The 17,362-nt window shown below is 74.0% G+C and carries 15 protein-coding genes; 8 read left to right on the plus strand and 7 right to left on the minus strand.

Annotated elements, in window-relative coordinates:
• The gene (locus M3147_RS11265; protein ID WP_251203564.1) at positions 1–2,601 is read left to right on the plus strand and encodes an ATP-binding cassette domain-containing protein; all 2,601 of its coding nucleotides are present in this window, start codon (positions 1–3) and stop codon (positions 2,599–2,601) included.
• Entirely contained in the window at positions 2,598–3,665 is a 1,068-nt protein-coding gene (locus M3147_RS11270) for an ABC transporter permease (protein WP_251203565.1), read from the plus strand. The genes M3147_RS11265 and M3147_RS11270 overlap by 4 nt, the downstream gene beginning before the upstream one ends.
• On the opposite strand, the gene M3147_RS11275 is transcribed toward M3147_RS11270, so the two are convergent.
• A complete protein-coding gene (locus tag M3147_RS11275; protein WP_251203566.1) occupies positions 3,647–5,371 on the minus strand; it encodes a sigma-54-dependent Fis family transcriptional regulator in 1,725 nt (574 codons plus the stop codon). The genes M3147_RS11270 and M3147_RS11275 overlap by 19 nt on opposite strands.
• 129 nt (positions 5,372–5,500) lie before the next feature.
• The gene (locus M3147_RS11280; RefSeq protein ID WP_251203567.1) at positions 5,501–6,208 is read right to left on the minus strand and encodes a GntR family transcriptional regulator; all 708 of its coding nucleotides are present in this window, start codon (positions 6,206–6,208) and stop codon (positions 5,501–5,503) included.
• 110 nt (positions 6,209–6,318) lie between these two features.
• Here M3147_RS11280 and M3147_RS11285 point away from each other — a divergent pair, with 110 nt between their 5' ends.
• Genes M3147_RS11285 through M3147_RS11310 form a run of 6 tightly spaced genes read left to right on the plus strand, consistent with a single transcriptional unit; the run spans position 6,319 to position 12,613 of the window.
• Entirely contained in the window at positions 6,319–7,812 is a 1,494-nt protein-coding gene (locus M3147_RS11285) for an NAD-dependent succinate-semialdehyde dehydrogenase (RefSeq protein ID WP_251203568.1), read from the plus strand.
• Complete coding sequence (locus M3147_RS11290) at positions 7,809–9,077, plus strand: iron-containing alcohol dehydrogenase (RefSeq protein WP_251203569.1); 1,269 nt, start codon at positions 7,809–7,811, stop codon at positions 9,075–9,077. The genes M3147_RS11285 and M3147_RS11290 overlap by 4 nt, the downstream gene beginning before the upstream one ends.
• Positions 9,074–10,045: a 3-hydroxyacyl-CoA dehydrogenase gene (locus tag M3147_RS11295; protein ID WP_251203570.1), complete on the plus strand. Its 972-nt coding sequence runs from the start codon at positions 9,074–9,076 to the stop codon at positions 10,043–10,045. The genes M3147_RS11290 and M3147_RS11295 overlap by 4 nt, the downstream gene beginning before the upstream one ends.
• Positions 10,042–10,794 (plus strand): 3-oxoacid CoA-transferase subunit A, encoded by a 753-nt coding sequence (locus M3147_RS11300; RefSeq protein ID WP_251203571.1) that lies wholly within the window; start codon positions 10,042–10,044, stop codon positions 10,792–10,794. The genes M3147_RS11295 and M3147_RS11300 overlap by 4 nt, the downstream gene beginning before the upstream one ends.
• On the plus strand, positions 10,791–11,447 hold the full coding sequence (locus M3147_RS11305; RefSeq protein WP_251203572.1) for a 3-oxoacid CoA-transferase subunit B: 657 nt from the start codon (positions 10,791–10,793) through the stop codon (positions 11,445–11,447). The genes M3147_RS11300 and M3147_RS11305 overlap by 4 nt, the downstream gene beginning before the upstream one ends.
• Positions 11,444–12,613, plus strand: a complete 1,170-nt coding sequence (locus tag M3147_RS11310; RefSeq protein WP_251203573.1) for a thiolase family protein — start codon at positions 11,444–11,446, stop codon at positions 12,611–12,613. The genes M3147_RS11305 and M3147_RS11310 overlap by 4 nt, the downstream gene beginning before the upstream one ends.
• Positions 12,614–12,634: 21 nt before the next feature.
• On the opposite strand, the gene M3147_RS11315 is transcribed toward M3147_RS11310, so the two are convergent.
• The 5 genes from M3147_RS11315 to M3147_RS11335 all read right to left on the minus strand — a co-directional run bounded on the left by M3147_RS11315 (position 12,635) and on the right by M3147_RS11335 (position 17,323).
• Positions 12,635–13,459, minus strand: coding sequence for a hypothetical protein (locus tag M3147_RS11315; protein ID WP_251203574.1), 825 nt, complete (start codon positions 13,457–13,459; stop codon positions 12,635–12,637).
• A gap of 89 nt (positions 13,460–13,548) precedes the next feature.
• On the minus strand, positions 13,549–14,451 hold the full coding sequence (locus M3147_RS11320) for a PfkB family carbohydrate kinase (RefSeq protein ID WP_251203575.1): 903 nt from the start codon (positions 14,449–14,451) through the stop codon (positions 13,549–13,551).
• Positions 14,452–14,601: 150 nt separating this feature from the next.
• A complete protein-coding gene (locus M3147_RS11325) occupies positions 14,602–15,336 on the minus strand; it encodes an orotidine 5'-phosphate decarboxylase / HUMPS family protein (protein ID WP_251203576.1) in 735 nt (244 codons plus the stop codon).
• Positions 15,333–16,289, minus strand: a complete 957-nt coding sequence (locus tag M3147_RS11330; protein WP_251203577.1) for an NAD(P)-dependent oxidoreductase — start codon at positions 16,287–16,289, stop codon at positions 15,333–15,335. The genes M3147_RS11325 and M3147_RS11330 overlap by 4 nt, the downstream gene beginning before the upstream one ends.
• Positions 16,286–17,323 carry an Ldh family oxidoreductase gene (locus M3147_RS11335; protein ID WP_251203578.1) on the minus strand — a complete coding sequence of 346 codons (1,038 nt, stop codon included), beginning with the start codon at positions 17,321–17,323 and terminating at the stop codon, positions 16,286–16,288. The genes M3147_RS11330 and M3147_RS11335 overlap by 4 nt, the downstream gene beginning before the upstream one ends.
• Positions 17,324–17,362 lie beyond the last annotated feature (39 nt).

Below are 17,362 nucleotides of genomic sequence, written 5' to 3' on the forward strand. Positions count from 1 at the left end.
ATGACCGATACGGAATCCATCACCCAGGCGGAGGCGAGCTCCGAGCGCGCCCGCCGCGCGGACGGGCCGACCGCGGGGCCCGTCGACCAGCCGTCGGCGCTCCGGCTGCACGGCATCACGAAGACGTTCCCGGGGGTCCGGGCGCTGAGCGACGTCGCGCTCGACGTCGTGCCCGGCGAGATCCACGCGCTCGTCGGTGAGAACGGCGCCGGCAAGTCGACGCTGATGGCGGTCGCCTCCGGCGCGCTCGCCGCGGACGAGGGCCTCGTCTCGATCGCCGGGACGGTGCTCGAGACGGCCAGCCCCGACGAGGCGCGCCGCCTCGGCCTCGGGATCGTCCGGCAGGATCCCGCGGTCCTCCCCGACCTCACCGTCGCCGAGAACATGGCGATCGGCGTCGGCTACCGGCGGGTCGGCGGGCTCCGTCGGGCCGTCGCCTGGGCCGCCGCGCAGCTCGAGCCGTGGGGGATGGGCATCGACCCCACGGCGCGCGTCGCCGAGCTCTCGGTCGAGCAGCGGTTCATCGTCGAGATCGCGAAGGCGCTGGCGCTCGATCCGCGGGTGTTGATCCTCGACGAGCCGACGGAGCACCTGAGCCTCGAGGAGGTCCAGTTGCTGTTCCGGCGGGTGCGCGAGGTCGTCGCGGGCGGCGCCGCCGTGGTGTACATCTCCCACCGCATCCCCGAGGTGAAGGAGATCTCCGACCGCATCACGGTGCTCCGCGACGGGCGGGTGCGCGGCACCTTCCCGACCCCCGAGGTCGACGAGTCGCAGATCATCGAGCTCGTCGTCGGCCGCAAGCTCGAGGCCGTGTTCCCGGAGAAGGGCAGCGTCGCCGGGACCGTCGGCGAAGCGGAACGGCTGCAGCTCGTCGGGCTGTCGGGCGCCGGTTTCCACGAGGTGTCGCTGGCCGTCAGAGCCGGCGAGATCATCGGGCTCGCCGGCGTCCAGGGCAACGGCCAGGCCGAGCTCGTCCGTGCGATCGCCGGACAGCAGCCGTCGACCGGCGAGGTCCGCATCGACGGCCGGCGAGTCGGCCGGGGCGGCGCGGCTGCCGCGGCGGCCGGCGTCGTGTACGTGCCCGCCGACCGGCACCGCGAGGGCGTCTTCCTTCCCCTCTCGGTGGGCGAGAACATCTCCGCCGCCACGTTGGACGAGGTCGCGCCCGCCGGGTTCGTCCGGGAACGGCGCGTGCTCGCCCGAGCCCGCGACATGATCGAGCGCCTCTCGATCAAGACGCCGGGACCACGGGTGCCGGTCGCGGCACTGTCCGGCGGCAACCAGCAGAAGGTGGTGCTCGCCCGCACGCTCCTGGCCCGACCCCGCGTGCTCGTCGCCGAGGAGCCCACCCAGCGCGTCGACGCCGGGGCGCGGGTCGACATCTACCGCATCCTCAGGGAGGCGGCCGACGACGGCGCCGCGGTCGTCGTGCTCTCCTCCGACGGCGTCGAGCTCGAGGGGCTCTGCGACCGGGTGCTGATCCTCTCGCGCGGCGAGGTCGTCCGGGAGCTGACCGGCGACGAGGTGACCGAGTCGGCCATCGCCACGGCGGCGCTCACTGCGACGACCGTGCGCGCCCGCGAGTCGGTCGAGCACCCCTCGTCCCGGGTGCGTTCCTGGCTGCGCGGGGATCACGCGCCCGCCGTCGCGCTCGCCGCGGTCTTCCTCGGCCTCGGCGTGGCGGTGGCCGCCGTGAACCCGGCGTACTTCTCGGCGTTCAACCTCAACACGCTGCTCTTCATGGTGGCGCCGCTCCTGTTCGTGGGCGCGGCGCAGCAGGTGGTCGTGCTCGGCTCGGGCTTCGACCTCTCCGTCGGCCCGCTCATGGGCTTCCTCGTCGTGCTCGCCTCGTACTGGATCGTCGACGGCGGCAACCTCTACGTCGGCCTGGGGCTCATGCTCGCCGGGGCGCTCGGGGTCGGTGCGATCAACGGCCTGCTCGTGACGAGGTTCGCGATCAGCCCGGTCGTGGCGACCCTGGCCATGTTCATGGCGCTGCAGGGGCTCTATCTGCAGCTCCGGAGCACGCCAGGGGGTGTCATCTTCGCGCCGGTGAGCGAGCTCATCCAGGCGCGGGTCGGCGTCGTGCCGATCGTGACGATCGTGGGCGTCGTCCTCCTCGTCGCGCTCGAGTTCGCGCTGCGCCGCACTCGCTGGGGCGTGCAGCTCCGCGCGGTCGGCTCGCAGGATGCCGCGGCGGCCCGCCTCGGCATCCGCGTCCGCCTCGTCCGCTTCGGCTCGTACGTCGTCGCCTCGCTGCTCGTGCTGCCGGCCGCGGTCGTGCTGATGGCGCAGATCGGCATCGGCGACGGCCGTCCCTCGATCTCGTACACGCTGTCCTCGGTGACGGTGGTGGTGCTGGCCGGCACGAGCATCTTCGGGGGCCGCGGCTCCTTCATCGCGGTGCTCGCGGCAGCGTTCCTCGTCCAGCAGATCCTCAACGTGTCGCCGTTCCTCGGCCTCTCGCAGGCCTGGTCGTACTGGCTGCCCGGCGTCGTCACGCTCGCAGCCGCCGGCCTGTACGCCGTGCTGCGCAGCGGAGGGCGACCGCGTCGCCGTCGGCGGGGCGCCGCCATCGCATCCCCAGGAGGAGTCGCATGACCATCGCAGACCGTTCCCCGCGCCCGCCGGAGACCTCGACGACCTCGGTCCAGGTGCCGCCGAGCGCACGGACCGCCGACGCGGTCTGGCGCCGCGCCCTCTCGGGCAGCTGGGTGCCGATCACCCTGGCGACGCTCGCGCTCTTCGCCGTGAGCCCGGTGATCGCCCCCGGGAGTCTCGACGCGGCCCCGCTGCTGTCGATGCTGCCGTTCGCCTCGGTGCTCGCGATCGCCGCCGCCGGCCAGACCCTCGTGGTGCAGCAGCGCGGCCTCGACCTCTCGGTGCCCGGCATGATCGCCCTCGGTGCCGTGATGGCGACCGCCCTGCCGCAGCAGTACGGCTGGAATCCGTGGGCCGCGGTCGTCGCCGCGCTCCTCGGCACGACGGCGTTCGGGCTCCTCAACGGCGTCGTGGTCGGCCGGCTCCGGATCCCCCCGCTCGTCGCGACCCTCGGTATGAACGCCGTGCTCCTCGGCACGGTGTTCGCGATCGCCAACGGCACCCCCTCGGGCGCCGCGGACGAGCTCAACCGCTTCGCGCTGGCCCGGACGTTCGGCATCCCGAACACGCTGCTCATCGCGGTCGTCGCGATCGCGCTGGCCGCGGTCGTCGCGCACCGCTCCGTCGTCGGCCACCGCTTGAGCGCGGTGGGGGTCAGCGAGGCCGCGGCCTCGGTCGTGGGCATCCGGGTCGGGTCCTACCAGGTGGCGGCGTACGGGCTTGCCGGGCTCTGCTACGGCGCAGCGGGCGTGCTGCTCGCCGGCTACACGAAGACCCCGGCCCTCTTCCTCGGCGACCAGTACCTGCTGCCGACGGTGGCGGCGGTCGTACTCGGCGGCACCGCGCTCACGGGCGGGATCGCGTCGATCGCCGCCTCGGCGGTCGCCGCGCTGTTCCTCACCCAGCTCGGCCAGCTGCTGCGCTCGGTCGGCTGGCCGGACGCGCTCCAGCTCATCGCCCAGGCGATCGTGCTGATCCTCGTGGTGCTGCTGCGCGAGCTCGTTCCGGTGTTGCTCCGGCGGCGCGCGACGCGGCGGCTCGCCGCTCAGGCGGTGAGCCGATAGGTGCGCATCTTGCGGTAGACGGTCGCTCGCGAGAGGCCGAGGATCTCGGCCGCTCGCGAGCGATTGCCGTCGGCCTCGTGCAGGGCGCGCTGGATGGCTTCGAGCTCCGCGCGCTCGATCATGGTCAGCGACCGGGTGCCGCGGACCGACATCGGCAGCTCGGCGACGCCGATCGAGCCGCGCCGCCCGCTGAGGAGGAGCTGCTCGATGACGGTGCGCAGCTCGACCGCGTTGCCCGGCCAGCCGTGCGCCTCGAGTGCGGCGAGGGCCTCGCGGTTCGGCTCCAGGTGCGCGGTGCGCCCGGCACGGTCGGCGAGCACCCGCCAGAGCGGGCCGATGTCGCCGGCGCGTTCTCGGAGCGGCGGCACCCAGGCGATCGGATAGCCGAGCCGGGTGCCGGCGGCCTCCGCATCGGCACGGGTCGCCGCCGACATGGTGAGCAGCACGGTCGCGCCGCCCGCCGCGCTGTCGATGAGCGAGCACATGCCGGCGACGGCGGCGGGGTCGAGCGTTTCGATGCCGCGCACGATGAGCGGCGCGCGGCTCGCGATGCGTTCGCCGAGCCGCTGCAGCCATCGGCGGGTGCCGAGCACGTGCCGCTCGGCGGCGTCGACGACGGCGCTCGGGCGGTGCGCCTCGTCGGGCCGGAACGGGAAGCCGAGACCGAGCGAGGTCTTGCCGGTGCCGGGCTCCCCGGCGATGACGAGGGGCGTCTTCGCCTCGCGATGGCGGGCGACGAGCTGGGCCGCCGCCAGCCACTCGGGCGAGCGGCCCGCGAGCGGCGGCCGCATCGGGCCGAAGCCGGTCTGACTCTGCCGCCGCTCCGTGTCGACGAGGACGGCGACGGTGCCCGACCCGCCGTCGAGCCGGGTCACCTGCACGTCCGCCAGCCCGTCGGAGAGCTCGAGGCTCACCCGCCCGGAGCGGGCCGGCTCGGCGCAGAGCCGCTGGAGCAGGCCGAGGTCGGCGGGCAGCAGGCGCGAGGCGCGCTGGTTCTGCATCATCAGGCCGTCGGGACCGAACGCCACGACGGGGCCGGCCTGCACGCGCGAGGCCGCGAGGAACGCCTCGAGCATGTTGCGCGCCGCCGGCCGTTCGGCGTCCATCACGTGCTGGCCGAGCTGGGTCGCGATCGAGTGGGAGAGGGGGCGCAGCAGTCCGGCGCGGTCGTTGACCTGGCCGGAGAGGGTGACCACCGCGAGCAGGCGCCCGGTGAGCGGATGCCGCACCGGCGAGCCTGCGCACATGGCGGCCCGGTAGAACTCGGCGAAGTGCTCGTTGCCCGCGATCTGCACGCTGCGCCCGGTGGCGGCCACGGTGCCGACGCCGTTGGTGCCGACCGCCTCCTCGGAGAGCACCGCGCCGCGCACGGTGCCGAGCACGTCGAGGTGGGCGACGACCGAGCGGTCGTGCGACCAACGCTGCAGGATGCGTCCCTCGGAGTCGGCGAGGAGCAGGCCGAGCCCGGTGCCGTCGAGCTCTTCGGAGGCGCGGGCGAGCGGGGCCTGGAACATCTCGAGGAGGTGGCCGTCGAGCAGCTCGAGGCCGACCTGGGGCACGTCGCGCACCCGCTCGGGGGAGCCGAGGGCGTCTTTGGAGCGCTGCCACGAGGTGACGAGCTCGGGTCGGAGGGCGGCGAGCTGCGGCGAGGCGCCGAGCAGCTCGGACTTCGCCTGATCGATCAGCTTCGGGTCGGCTGCGGTCATGTTCGACTCCTTCGTCGACATCGGATCTCTCGATCCGCCGCGGGCGGGTGCGGGGGCGCTCGCCTGCGCTTGGGGGAGTGCGCCGAGGGTACCCCACGGCGGGGCGGTCCGGTACCGGCGTCGCGGGGCTCAGACCAGGACGGAGCTCGGGTGCTCGAGCCGTCCGTCGGCGGTGACGCGCGCCTCGTACTCGACGATCGCGAGCCGGCCGGCGAGCTCGAGATGGTGCTCGGCCGCGGCGCGGGCGGCGACGGGGTCGCGCACGACCGCGGCGGCCTCGACGATCGCCTGCAGCTCCTCGTAGGAGGTGGCGACGCGTTCGTCGTCGAGGAACGCGTAGCGGCGGAAGAGCCCGATCCGGCGGTGCACCGCGGCGAGCTCGTCGCTCAGCACCTCGTTGCCTGCGCCGTCGAGCAGGAGCCGGTAGAACTCGGTCTTGCTCTCCTCGCGGGTGGCGACGGTGCCGTGCAGGTAGCTGGCGGACATCGCCCGCAGCTGCGCGGAGAGGGCGCGCGCCTGCGCGTCGTCGGCCCGCCGGGCGAAGAGCGAGGCGGCGAGCCCCTCGAGCGCCGCACGCACTTCGTAGAGCGACTCGATCTCGTGCCTCGTGAGCACGGCGACGATCGGGCCGCGGCCGGGCAGGACCGCGATGAGGCTCTCGCTCTCCAGCTGCCGCAGCACCTCGCGGATGACGGTGCGGGAGACGCCGTAGGAGGCGCACAGCTCGCCCTCGACGAGCCGCTCGCCGGGGGCCCGCACGCCGTCGAAGATCTCTTCGCGCATGCGGATGAGCACCTGCTGCCGCAGCGGTGCGGCGTGCCGTTCGATGACCGCCATCCGGTCGTCACCTCGCCTTCCGATTCGTCTCAGATTGAGACACTGGCCCGGTCGGGCCGTCTCATCCTATTACCGTAATACGAGATTCGACCAGGGTGAAAGGATCAACGATGACCACCGCCATCAGCACGCCGCTCACGGCGGAACTCCGTGGACCGGACGTTCCGACCGACCACTACGTCGGCGGCGCCTGGGTGCCGACCGCCGAGCGCTTCACGGTCTTCGACCCGGCGACGGGCCGCTCCATCGCCGAGGTCGCCGATGCGAGCGTCGAGCTCGGCCTCGCGGCCCTCGCCGCTGCGGACGCCGCCCAGGACGCGTGGCGCTGGATGCCGCCGCGGGAACGCGCCGAGCTCTTCGCCCGAGCCCACCGGCTCCTCGTCGAGCGCGCCGAGGAGATCGCCGGCATCATGACGCTCGAGAGCGGCAAGCCGCTCGCCGAGGCCCGTGCCGAGTTCCAGCTCAGCGCCGACTTCTTCCTCTGGTACGGCGAGCAGATCGCGCACCTGCACGGCACCTTCGCCCCGGGCTCGCGCGGCGGCTACCGCATCATCGAGACGCACCAGCCCGTCGGCCCCACCCTGCTCATCACGCCCTGGAACTTCCCGCTGCTGATGATCGCCAGGAAGGCCGGCGCAGCGCTCGCCGCCGGCTGCACGACGGTGGTGAAGTCGGCCCGGGAGACCCCGCTCAGCTGCGCGCTCTTCGTGCAGGTGCTGCACGACGCGGGCTTCCCGCCCGGCGTCGTGAACCTCGTGCACACGACCTCCTCCTCCGCGATGTCCGCCGCGATCATGGCGGACCCGCGCTTGCGCAAGGTGAGCTTCACCGGCTCGACCGAAGTCGGCTCCGTCCTGCTGCGGCAGGCCGCCCCCGGCATCGTCAACGCCTCGATGGAGCTCGGCGGCGACGGCCCGCTGATCGTCCTCGACGACGCCGACGTCGAGCTCGCCGCCACGCAGGCGATCCTCGCGAAGTTCCGCAACGCCGGGCAGGCCTGCGTCGCCGCCAACCGCATCATCGTGCACGAGGCGGTCGCCGACCGATTCATCGAGCGCTTCGTCGAGCTCGCCGCCGCGCTCGTCGTCGGCAACGGCTTCGCGGACGGCACCGACGTCGGTCCCATCATCTCGGCCGCGCAGCGCGACGGCGTCATCGAGCTCGTCGCGGAGTTCGATCGGATCGGGGCACGCCGGCTGCTCGGCGGCAGCCCGATCGCGGGCGAGGGGTACTTCTTCGAGCCCACCGTCTTCGAGGTGCCGACGCGGGAGGCTGAAGTCTGCAACCGCGAGCTCTTCGCGCCGATCGCGGCGATCTACCGGGTCTCGAGCACGGCGGAGGCGATCGAGTTCGCGAACCGCACCCGCTACGGGCTCTCCGCCTACGTGTTCACGCGCGACGTCTCGCGCGCCTTCGCCGTCGCCGAACGGATCGACGCGGGCATGGTCGGCGTGAACCGCGGCATCATGGCCGACCCGGCGGCGCCGTTCGGCGGGGTGAAGGCCTCCGGGCTGGGACGCGAGGGCGGGCACGACGGGATCTACGAGTTCCTCGAGCCGAAGTACCTCGCGGTGACCGTCGACGCGGACGGGGCGCTCGCATGACCGCCCAGAGCCTGCCCGCCCCGGCGCGGACCGAGAACGGCGCCGCGCTCGGCATCCTGCGCCAGCCCGGCACCGTGCTCTTCGGCCCCGGCCAGCGCCGGCAGGTGCCGAGGCTCGTGGCCGGCTTCGCCCGGCACGCGCTCCTCGTCACCGACGCCAGGATGGCCGCCAGCGACGAGTTCGCCGCGCTCGCCGGCGGTCTGCGCGACGCCGGCGTCGCGGTCGAGGTGTACGACGGCACGCTCGCCGAGCTCCCCCGCGAGAACGTCATGGAACTCGTCGAGCGGTTCCAGGACCGGCCGATCGACGTCGTCATCGGCATCGGCGGGGGATCCTGCCTCGACCTCGCGAAGGTCTCGGCCGTCGTCCTCGCGCGCGGCGGCGACGTCCGCGAGCTGTACGGCGAGTTCCTCGTGCCCGGCCCCGGCATCCCCGTCGTGACCGTGCCGACCACCGGCGGCACGGGCGCCGAGGTCACCTGCATCTCCGTGATCTACGACGCCGAGCGCGGCATGAAGGTCGGCGTGGCGAGCCCGCACCTCGAGGCCACGATCGCCGTCATCGACCCCGAGCTCACGCTGACCTGCCCGCCCGGACTCACGGCCGCGACCGGCGCCGACGCGCTCTCGCACCTCGTCGAGGCGTTCACCGGCCGGGCGAAGAACCCCGGCCCCGAGCAGCTCGCGAGCACCCTCTACGCCGGCAAGAACCTCCTGACCGACGTGTACGCCCGGGCCGGGCTCGAACGGCTCGCGACCTCCCTGCCCGCGGTCGTCGCCGACCCCGCCGATCTCGCGGCGCGCACCGACACCATGTTCGCCTCGTATTGCGCGGGGATGGCGATCAACACGGCCGGCACCGCGGGCGCGCACGCGATCCAATCGCCCATCGGCAACCTCACGCACACGCCGCACGGCTTCGGGGTCTCCGCGCTCCTGCCGTACGTCATGCGCTACAACCTGCCGGCGCGGATCCCCGAGTTCGCGGAGATCGGCGCGCTGCTCGGCGTCGCGGACGCCGACGCGCCGGAACTCGAGCGCGCCAAGGCCGGCATCGTCGGCGTCGAATCGCTGCTCGAGGTGCTCGGCGCCCCGACCGACCTCGCGACGCTCGGCCTCGACCCGAAGGACTTCGGCTTCGTCGCCGAGCAGGCGCTCCTCGCCACGCGGCTCACCGCCAACAACCCGCGCGAGCTGAACCGCGAGGCCGTGCTCGAGATCCTCGAGCGAGGGCACGCGGCCGACCGCGGCTGGTGGTCGTCGTGAGCGCGACGGGCGAAGCCGAGCGGGTCGCCGTCGTCGGCAGCGGCTCGATCGGCGTCGCCTTCGCGATCGTCTTCGCGCGGGCGGGATTCCGGGTGGCGCTGCACGACCCGGTGCCCGCCGCGCGCGAGCGCGCCGAGGCCGAACTCGCCGAGCGGCTCGAACTGCTGGCCGAGGCCGGGCTGCTGCCCGGCGGAGTGGGCGCCGCGGCCGCGCGGATATCGCTGCACGCGACGCTCGACGAGGCCGTCGCCGGGTGCGCGCTCGTGCAGGAGTGCGCACCGGAGCAGCGCGAGCTCAAGCGCGAGCTCTTCGCCCTGGCCGCCGCCGCGGCCCCCGCCGGCGCCGTGCTCGCGAGCTCCAGCTCCGCCATCCCGCCGTCGGAGCTCGCGGACGGACTCCCGGAGGACGCCGCCGGACGCCTGGTGGTCGGGCATCCCGGGAACCCGCCGTACCTGCTGCCGGTGCTCGAGCTCGTGCCCTCGCCGCGCACCGACCCGGCCGTGCTCGCGCGCGCCCGCGACGTGTACGAGCGGGCCGGGCTGCGCGTGGTCGAGCTCCGTCGCGAGGTGGAGGGATTCGTCTTCAACCGCCTCCAGGGCGCGCTGCTGCGCGAGGCGTACTGCCTCGTCCGCGACGGCGTCGTCGACGTCGACGGGGTGGACGAGATCGTGCGCAGCGGGCTCGGCCGGCGCTGGAGCGTCGTCGGCCCCTTCGAGACGAGCGATCTCAACGTGCGCGGCGGCATCGCCGCGCACGCCGAGCGGATGGGCGGGGCCTATGCCCGCATGGGCGCCGAACGTGGGCAGCACGACCCCTGGTCGCCGGAGCTCGTCGACACCGTCGCGGCGCAGCGCCGGGCCATCCTGCCCCTCGAACGGTGGGACGAGCGCGTGCGCTGGCGCGACCGCCGGCTGACGGCGCTCACCGCGGTCTGGGACGACGGCGCGCGGAACGGGGGCGAGGCATGATCGACAAGACCTGGCCGGATGCCGCGAGCGCCGTCGCCTGCGTCGAGGACGGTGCGACCGTGATGATCGGCGGCTTCGGGCGGTCGGGGCAGCCGGTCGAGCTCATCGACGCCCTGATCGCCCACGGCGCGCGCGAGCTCACGATCGTGAACAACAACGCCGGCAACGGCGACACCGGACTGGCGGCCCTCATCGCCGCCGGTCGGGTGCGGAAGATCGTGTGCTCCTTCCCGCGACAGGCCGACTCCTGGGTGTTCGACGAGCGCTACCGCTCGGGTCGGATCGAGCTGGAGCTCGTACCGCAGGGCAACCTGGCCGAACGCATCCGTGCGGCCGGGGCCGGCATCGGCGGCTTCTACACGCCGACCGGGGTGGGCACGCTCCTCGCCGAGGGCGCCGAGCTGCGCACGATCGGGGGTCGCGACCACGTGCTGCAGTTCCCGCTGCACGCGGACGTGGCGCTCATCGGGGCGCTCGCCGCCGACCGCTGGGGCAACCTCGTGTACCGCAGGACCGCCCGGAACTTCGGTCCCGTCATGGCGACCGCCGCGCGCACCACGATCGCGCAGGTCGACGCGGTCGTCCCGCTCGGGCAGCTCGACCCCGAGGCCGTCGTCACCCCGGGGATCTACGTCGACCGCGTCGTCGTCGTCGGCGAGCGGCCCTGGCTGCGCGAGGGGCGCTTCGTCGGCGGAGTCGACATCGACGGCCACCCGATCGCCGACGAAACGCAGGAGGCCGTGCGATGAACGACCGGATCAGCCGCGACGAGCTCGCGGCGCGGGTGGCCGCCGACATCCCGGACGGCGCGTACGTGAATCTCGGCATCGGCGCGCCCACGAGGGTCGCCGACTTCCTGCCGGCCGAGCGGGAGATCGTGCTCCATACCGAGAACGGCCTGCTCGGCATGGGCCCCGCGCCCGCGGCCGGCGCCGTCGACCCGGATCTCGTGAACGCCGGCAAGCAGGCCGTCACCGAGGTCGCCGGCGCCGCGTACTTCCACCACGCCGACTCCTTCGCCATGATGCGCGGCGGGCACCTCGACGTCTGCGTCCTCGGCGCCTTCCAGGTCGCCGAGAACGGCGATCTCGCGAACTGGTCGACCGGCGGCGAGGGGGCGATCCCCGCCGTCGGCGGGGCGATGGACCTCGCCATCGGTGCGAAGTCCGTCTACGTCATGACCGATCTGCTCACCAGGGCGGGCGAGCCGAAGCTCGTGCGCGCCTGCAGCTATCCGCTCACCGGGGTCCGCTGCGTCACCCGGGTCTACACCGACCGTGCCGTGTTCGATGTGACCGAGCGCGGCTTCGCGGTGCGCGAGCTGTTCGGCACCGCCACCGTGGCCGAGCTGGAGGAGCTCACCGGTCTCTCGTTCGTCACCGCAGAAGGAGCCGCCGCATGACCGTCACCTGGATCTACGATGCCGTCCGCACGCCGTTCGGCCGGGCCGGGGGAGCCCTCGCCGGCGTGCGTCCCGACGATCTCGCGGCGCTCGTCATGCGCGCGACGGTCGAACGCACCGGGCTCGATCCGGCCCGGATCGACGACGTCGTCTTCGGCGACGCGAATCAGGCCGGGGAGGACAACCGGGACGTCGCGCGGTTCGGCGCGCTGCTCGCCGGATTCCCGAGCTCGGTGCCCGGCGTGACCGTCAACCGGCTCTGCGGTTCCTCGGTGGAGGCGGTCATCCAGGGTTCGCGTGCGATCGAGTCTGGCGATGCCTCGATCGTCCTCGCCGGCGGGGTGGAGTCGATGAGCCGGGCGCCGTACGTCGTCGAGAAGCCCGCGCGGCCCTGGTCGGCGATCGGCAACCCGACCATGTGGAACACCGCGATCGGCTGGCGGATGACGAATCCGGCGCTCCCGCCGGCGTGGACGATCTCCAACGGGGAGTCCGCCGAGCTGCTCGCCCGGCGCTTCGGCCTCTCGCGCGAGGCGCAGGACGAGTTCGCCCTGCGCAGCCACCGGGCCGCGGCGGGCGCGTGGGCCGCCGGCCGCTACACGGACGAGATCGTGCAGGTCCCGGGCGCGCCGCTCGCCCGCGACGAGGGCATCCGCGACGATACGACGCTGGCGGCGCTCGGCGGGCTGCGCGCCCTGTTCGCCGCCGACGGCACCGTGACCGCGGGAAACTCCTCGCCGATCACGGACGGCGCCTCCGCCGTGCTGCTCGCCGCCGAGGGGGCGGTCGACGGCGAGCCGCTCGCCCGCATCACCGGGCGCGGCGTGTTCGGGAACGACCCGGACGTGTTCGGCATCGCCCCCGTCGAAGCGGCGAACCGGGCCCTGGCCCGGGCGGGTCGCCGGTGGGCGGACGTCGACCTGGTCGAGCTCAACGAGGCGTTCGCCTCGCAGTCGCTGGCCTGCCTCGCCGGCTGGCCGGAGCTCGATCCGGAGCGCGTCAACCGCGACGGCGGGGCCATCGCGATCGGGCATCCGCTCGGGGCATCCGGCGGCCGCATCATCGGGCACGCCGCGCACGAGCTGGCGCGCCGCGGCGGCGGCGTGGCCGTCGTCGCGATCTGCATCGGCGTCGGCCAGGGCCTCGCGCTCGTGCTCGAGCGCTGAGCTCGCGCCGCGCGAGGAGACCTAGTCGAGCTCGAGCTGCGCGCGGTCCAGCGCTGAGCCGCGCCGGTCGCGCACGCTCGCCCGCCTGGCCAGCGCCAGGGCGAGCACGGTCGCGACGATGGAGCCCCCCAGCAGCCACGGCGCCGCGGCGTCGAGCGCGTGCGCCACCGGCGAGGCGTACCAGCCGAGGGGCAGCGGCAGATTCGTGCGCCCCTGCTCGTGCGCGGCGGCGAGGTCGAACTGCACGTCCCAGGCCGGGGCCTCCGCCTCGGCCCCCGACACGGCGCGCACCGTCGTGTTGTAGGCCGGGAAGAGCCTCGACACCGTGTCGTCGTCGACCTGGACGACGAGGCCGGAGGAGTCCTTGCCGGCCGTGCGATTGCCCTGCGCATCGACGGTCTCCGGCAGGACCCCGCCCTCGCCGTCGTCGATCAGGACGTACGCGCCGAGGGCGTCGTACAGGTCCCGAAGCTCGCCGGCCCCGTCGATGCCCTGGCCGCGCAGCTGGCGCGCCGCGGGCGGGGCCTCGCCCGGCATGAGGAAGCCGATGTCGGCGTCGACCGGCACCTCGGCGCCGACGTACGACGCGGTGTCGATCTCCTCGGCCGCGTACACCCGCGGATCGAGCCGGGCCGGCGCGCCGGTGATGAGCCGGAGCTCGGCCGTCGCCCCGGAGGCGTCGGTGACGAGGAGCGTGTCCGGCGCGTCGATCCGGATGCCGGACGCGGGGATGCGGGGCATGCCGACGCCCGCGGTCATCATCCCCGCGACGATCGCGAGCAGGGCGCACACGCCGGCCATCGCCAGCCACCATCGCGCACGGGTCTTCGCTGAGTGCGGTGTCATGTCTCCCACGCCGGTTCGGTTCACATTCGGGCCCTTCCATCCTGACCTGTCGGAGGTGATTCTCCGAACTGACCCACCGGCCCGTCCGCTCAGTCGTCGGGTCGGCGGAGCAGTGCGCCCTCGTGCCGACAGGTCGCGGCCGCGACGAGCATGGCGGCATCGAGCCGCTTCGCCCAGTCGCCGGTGTCGGCGTCGGCGCCGGGACCGGTGTCGGCGACGAGGCTCGCGACGGTCGCGGCGAGGATGGCGTCGCCCGCGCCCATCGTGTCGACGATCGCGCCGGGCAGGCTCGGCACCGGGCGGGCGACGATGCCCCGGGCGGAGTGCACGGCGGCGCCGCCGGCCCCCATCGTCGCGAGCACCGCGCCCGCCCCCGCCCGGTGCAGCCGGGCGGCGACCGCGACGAGCGGCGCTCCGTAGAGCAGCTCGGCATCGTCGTCGCCCAGTTTCACGAGCGCGCTCCGTGCCGCGAGCGTCTCGAAGCCGCGCACGAACTCGTCGCGATCGGCGAGCAGATGCGTCCGGGGGTTCGGATCGACCGCGAGCGGTGTGCCGGCGGCCGAGAGGGCGGCGGCGAGGGCGGCCGACTGCGCCGTGTCGTCGAAGGGGAAGCAGCTCACCACGACGAAGCTCGCCTCGGCGAAGGCGGCGGTCAGTTCAGGGGAGAAGCGGATGGCCCGGCGGCGGGCCGCGAGGTTGAATTCATACCTCGGCTCGCCGGCCGCGTTCCGGGTGCTCACCGCCCGGCTCGAACCGTGCGGCCCCGTCGTCGGGATCAGCCGGACGCCGGCATCGGCGAGGTGCTCTGCGATCCGCCCGCCCGCCGGGTCGTCGCCGAGCATCGCGACGAGCGTCGCCGGGACGCCGAGCCGGGCGAGCCCGACGGCGACGTTGAGCCCGGCGCCGCCGACATGCTCGCGCACCCCGTGCGCGTCGCGCAGCTCGTCGATGAGGGCGTCGCCGACGACGACGACGGAGGGGGTGGCGGGCACGGGCTGGGTCCTTCGATTCGACGGTGCGAGTCGCACGACGGATGCCGGGGCGCGCCGCGGGGGCTGGCGCGGGGTCGGTTCTGTCGTGCGACTCGCAGGAGGTGGGAGGTAGCGAGACGGGGCAGGAGGTCGGAGGTGGGTAGGCGCGGCTCAGCGCGCGGGGTAGCGGATCGGCGCCTCATGCACGCGGCCGCAGGCCTCGGTCAGTACGCCGAGGAGGTCGCCGTCGGCCGCGGTGAACGACTGGCCATCGATCGCGAGCGGGGCGCCGAAGACGACGACGGGCGCGCCGATCCCGGGGCAGCCGACCGCCTGGTCGATCGTGAGGCCGCCGACGGCCTGCACCGGCACGGTGGTCGCGGCGACAATCGCCTCGAGGTCGGTGAGCGGGGTGAGACCCCAGTCGGGGTGCGCGTTGCGGTGGTCGTAGCCGATGTGGTGGATCACCATGCCGACGCCGAGCGACTCGAGTCGCGCGCACTCGGCCACGCGATCGGGGGCGCCGAGGTCGTCGCCCATCACCAGCATGCCGAACTGCTCGCCGGCGGCGATGACGGCGTCGATGGTGGCGTCGTGCGCGCGGCCCATCACGATGACGGCGTCCGCCCCGGCGTCGCCCATCATCTCCGCCTCGAGGTAGCCGCCGTCCATCGTCTTCAGGTCGACGACGAGCGGATGCCCCGGGAACTCCTTGCGGAGCGCCCGCACGGCGTGCAAGCCCTCGGCGAGCACGAGCGGGGTGCCGACCTCGATCCAGTCGGCGCCGGCCTCGACGGCGATCGCCGCCGTCTTCAGCGCCTCGGTGTTGTTCGTGAGATCGAGCGAGACCTGCACGAGCGGACGGGTGAGGGTGTCGCGGCTCAGTCCGCGGATGGACGTCGTCATGTGGTGGCCTTCCGAATCGGGGTGACGAGGTTGCGTAGCGGCGAACCGTCGAGGTGCGCCGCGAGGTTCTCCTGGATGAGCGATGCCGCGCCGAGCGGGCGCCCGCCCGCCGAGTGCGGGGTGATGATCGCGTTCGGCAGATCCCAGAGCGGGGAGGACGCCGGGAGCGGCTCCTGTACCGTCACATCGAGCGCGGCGCCGCCGAGCCGGTCGTCGCTGAGCGCCTCGATCAGGGCGGCCTCGTCGACGGTGGTGCCCCGGCCGACGTTCACCACCCAGGCGTGGTGGGGGAGCGTCGCGAGCAGCTCGGCGCTGAGCGCGGCATCGGTCGCCGGCGTCGAGGGCAGGATCATCACGAGCACATCGGTGCTCGGCAGGAGCGCGGGGAGCGCCTCCGGGGTGACCACCTCGAAGCCCGATTCGGTGCGGGCGCGGGTGCCCACCCCCGTGACGCGCGCACCGAGCGCGCGCAGGTGCGGGGCGAGCGTCGAGCCGATGCTGCCGAAGCCCCAGACGACGACGTTCGCGCCGCGGAGGGTCGAGAAGACGCCCGGGCTCGGCTCCGGCTGGATGCCGCCGAGCTCATCCGCCCAGCGGTGTCCGATCTGCGCCCGCACGAGGGTGTGCACGCGGCGGGCGGCGGCGAGGACGAGCGCGAGCGCGTGCTCGGCCACCGGGGCGTCGTGCAGCGAGCGGCCGCTCGTGATCGCGACGCTCGCGCCGAAGCCAGCGGCGAGGGCGGCGTCGCTGCCGGCGGAGAGGAGCTGGACCCATTCGAGTTCGCGGAGCCGGACGGCCGCATCGCCGAGCAGCTCGTTCGGCATGCCCCAGACGACGAGGCCGCGCGCGTCGGCGTGCTCGTCGGGGATGGGCCGGGTCGGATCGTAGGCGACGACATCGACGCCGGGCAGCTCGGTGGCGAAGGGCACGAGGTCGGGGACGAGGAGTTTCACGCGGCACCTCCCGGGAACGCGACACCCGCATCGGTGCCGAGCGCGGCGAGTTCGCTCGCGGTGGCGTCGGGCAGCTCGATGCCGCCGGCGAGTCGCGCGCGGCGGGTGGCCTCCTCGGGTTCTCCCGGTACGAGCACGCGGTCGAAGCCGGGCGCGGTCGGCACCGCGTGGGCGAGCGCGGCGAGGCCGTCCATCCGGGCGACGAAGTCGTCGAGGGGGAGGAACCGGGCTACGTCGACCGCGAGCATCCAGTGCCCGACATCCTGCGGCTTGGAGAAGTCGTTGTACATGTTGCCGATATCGCCCGCGACCGCAGCCCCGGTGAGCACGCCGCCGAGCACCTCGACGAGGAAGGCGAGTCCGTACCCTTTCGGGCCGGCGGCGGGCAGCAGCGCGGTCACCGCGGCCGGGTCGGTGGTGGGCACTCCCGCGGCGTCGACGCCCCAGTCGGCGGGGATGGCGGTGCTCTTCGCCTGCGCGACGAGCACCTTGCCCATCGCGCTCGTGCTCGTGGCCATGTCGAGGCTGATCGGGTCGCCGGAGGCGGGGGCGGCGAACGCGAGCGGGTTCGTACCGAGGAGCGCCTCGCGCCCGCCGAACGGCACGACGCAGGGCTCGGAGTTCGAGACGACGATGGCGATCCGGCCGCGCCGAGCGAGATCCCGCGCGTAGAAGCCGGCCGTGCCGAAGTGGGTCGAGCCTCGCACCGCGGCACTTGCGATGCCGTGCGTCGCGACGAGGCCGTCGAGCTCGTCGACGGCGAGCCGCGCGGCGAGCTGGCCCGGCGCTCCGTTCGCGTCGATGCGGACGACGGCGCCCGAGCGTTCGACGATCGGCTCCGCGCGGGGGCGGACCAGGCCGGCGTCGATGCGCGCCCGGTAGGCGGCCAGGCGGATGACCCCGTGCGAGTCGACCCCGCGGAGGTTCGCGTCGACCAGGGTTTCCGCGAGGTAGGCGGCATCGTCAGGGTCGTACCCCCAGGTCTCGAGCAGCTGCGTCGCCCAGCTGCGGAGCCGACTTCCGTCGATCTTCATCGCTGACTGTCCTTTCGCCTCGTCGCGGTGGTGGGGCAC

It is taken from the genome of Agromyces mediolanus, from assembly GCF_023715325.1.
Classification (GTDB): Bacteria; Actinomycetota; Actinomycetes; order Actinomycetales; family Microbacteriaceae; genus Agromyces; species Agromyces mediolanus_A.

What these genes read in the sequence shown, in the direction of transcription:
- M3147_RS11275 (WP_251203566.1), bottom strand. Translation starts at nt 5,371, where the DNA reads ATGACCGCAGCCGACCCGAAGCTGATCGATCAGGCGAAGTCCGAGCTG.
- M3147_RS11335 (WP_251203578.1), bottom strand. Translation starts at nt 17,323, where the DNA reads ATGAAGATCGACGGAAGTCGGCTCCGCAGCTGGGCGACGCAGCTGCTC.
- M3147_RS11310 (WP_251203573.1), top strand. Translation starts at nt 11,444, where the DNA reads ATGACCGTCACCTGGATCTACGATGCCGTCCGCACGCCGTTCGGCCGG.
- M3147_RS11300 (WP_251203571.1), top strand. Translation starts at nt 10,042, where the DNA reads ATGATCGACAAGACCTGGCCGGATGCCGCGAGCGCCGTCGCCTGCGTC.
- M3147_RS11305 (WP_251203572.1), top strand. Translation starts at nt 10,791, where the DNA reads ATGAACGACCGGATCAGCCGCGACGAGCTCGCGGCGCGGGTGGCCGCC.
- M3147_RS11315 (WP_251203574.1), bottom strand. Translation starts at nt 13,459, where the DNA reads ATGACACCGCACTCAGCGAAGACCCGTGCGCGATGGTGGCTGGCGATG.
- M3147_RS11285 (WP_251203568.1), top strand. Translation starts at nt 6,319, where the DNA reads ATGACCACCGCCATCAGCACGCCGCTCACGGCGGAACTCCGTGGACCG.
- M3147_RS11270 (WP_251203565.1), top strand. Translation starts at nt 2,598, where the DNA reads ATGACCATCGCAGACCGTTCCCCGCGCCCGCCGGAGACCTCGACGACC.
- M3147_RS11325 (WP_251203576.1), bottom strand. Translation starts at nt 15,336, where the DNA reads ATGACGACGTCCATCCGCGGACTGAGCCGCGACACCCTCACCCGTCCG.
- M3147_RS11290 (WP_251203569.1), top strand. Translation starts at nt 7,809, where the DNA reads ATGACCGCCCAGAGCCTGCCCGCCCCGGCGCGGACCGAGAACGGCGCC.
- M3147_RS11265 (WP_251203564.1), top strand. Translation starts at nt 1, where the DNA reads ATGACCGATACGGAATCCATCACCCAGGCGGAGGCGAGCTCCGAGCGC.
- M3147_RS11280 (WP_251203567.1), bottom strand. Translation starts at nt 6,208, where the DNA reads ATGGCGGTCATCGAACGGCACGCCGCACCGCTGCGGCAGCAGGTGCTC.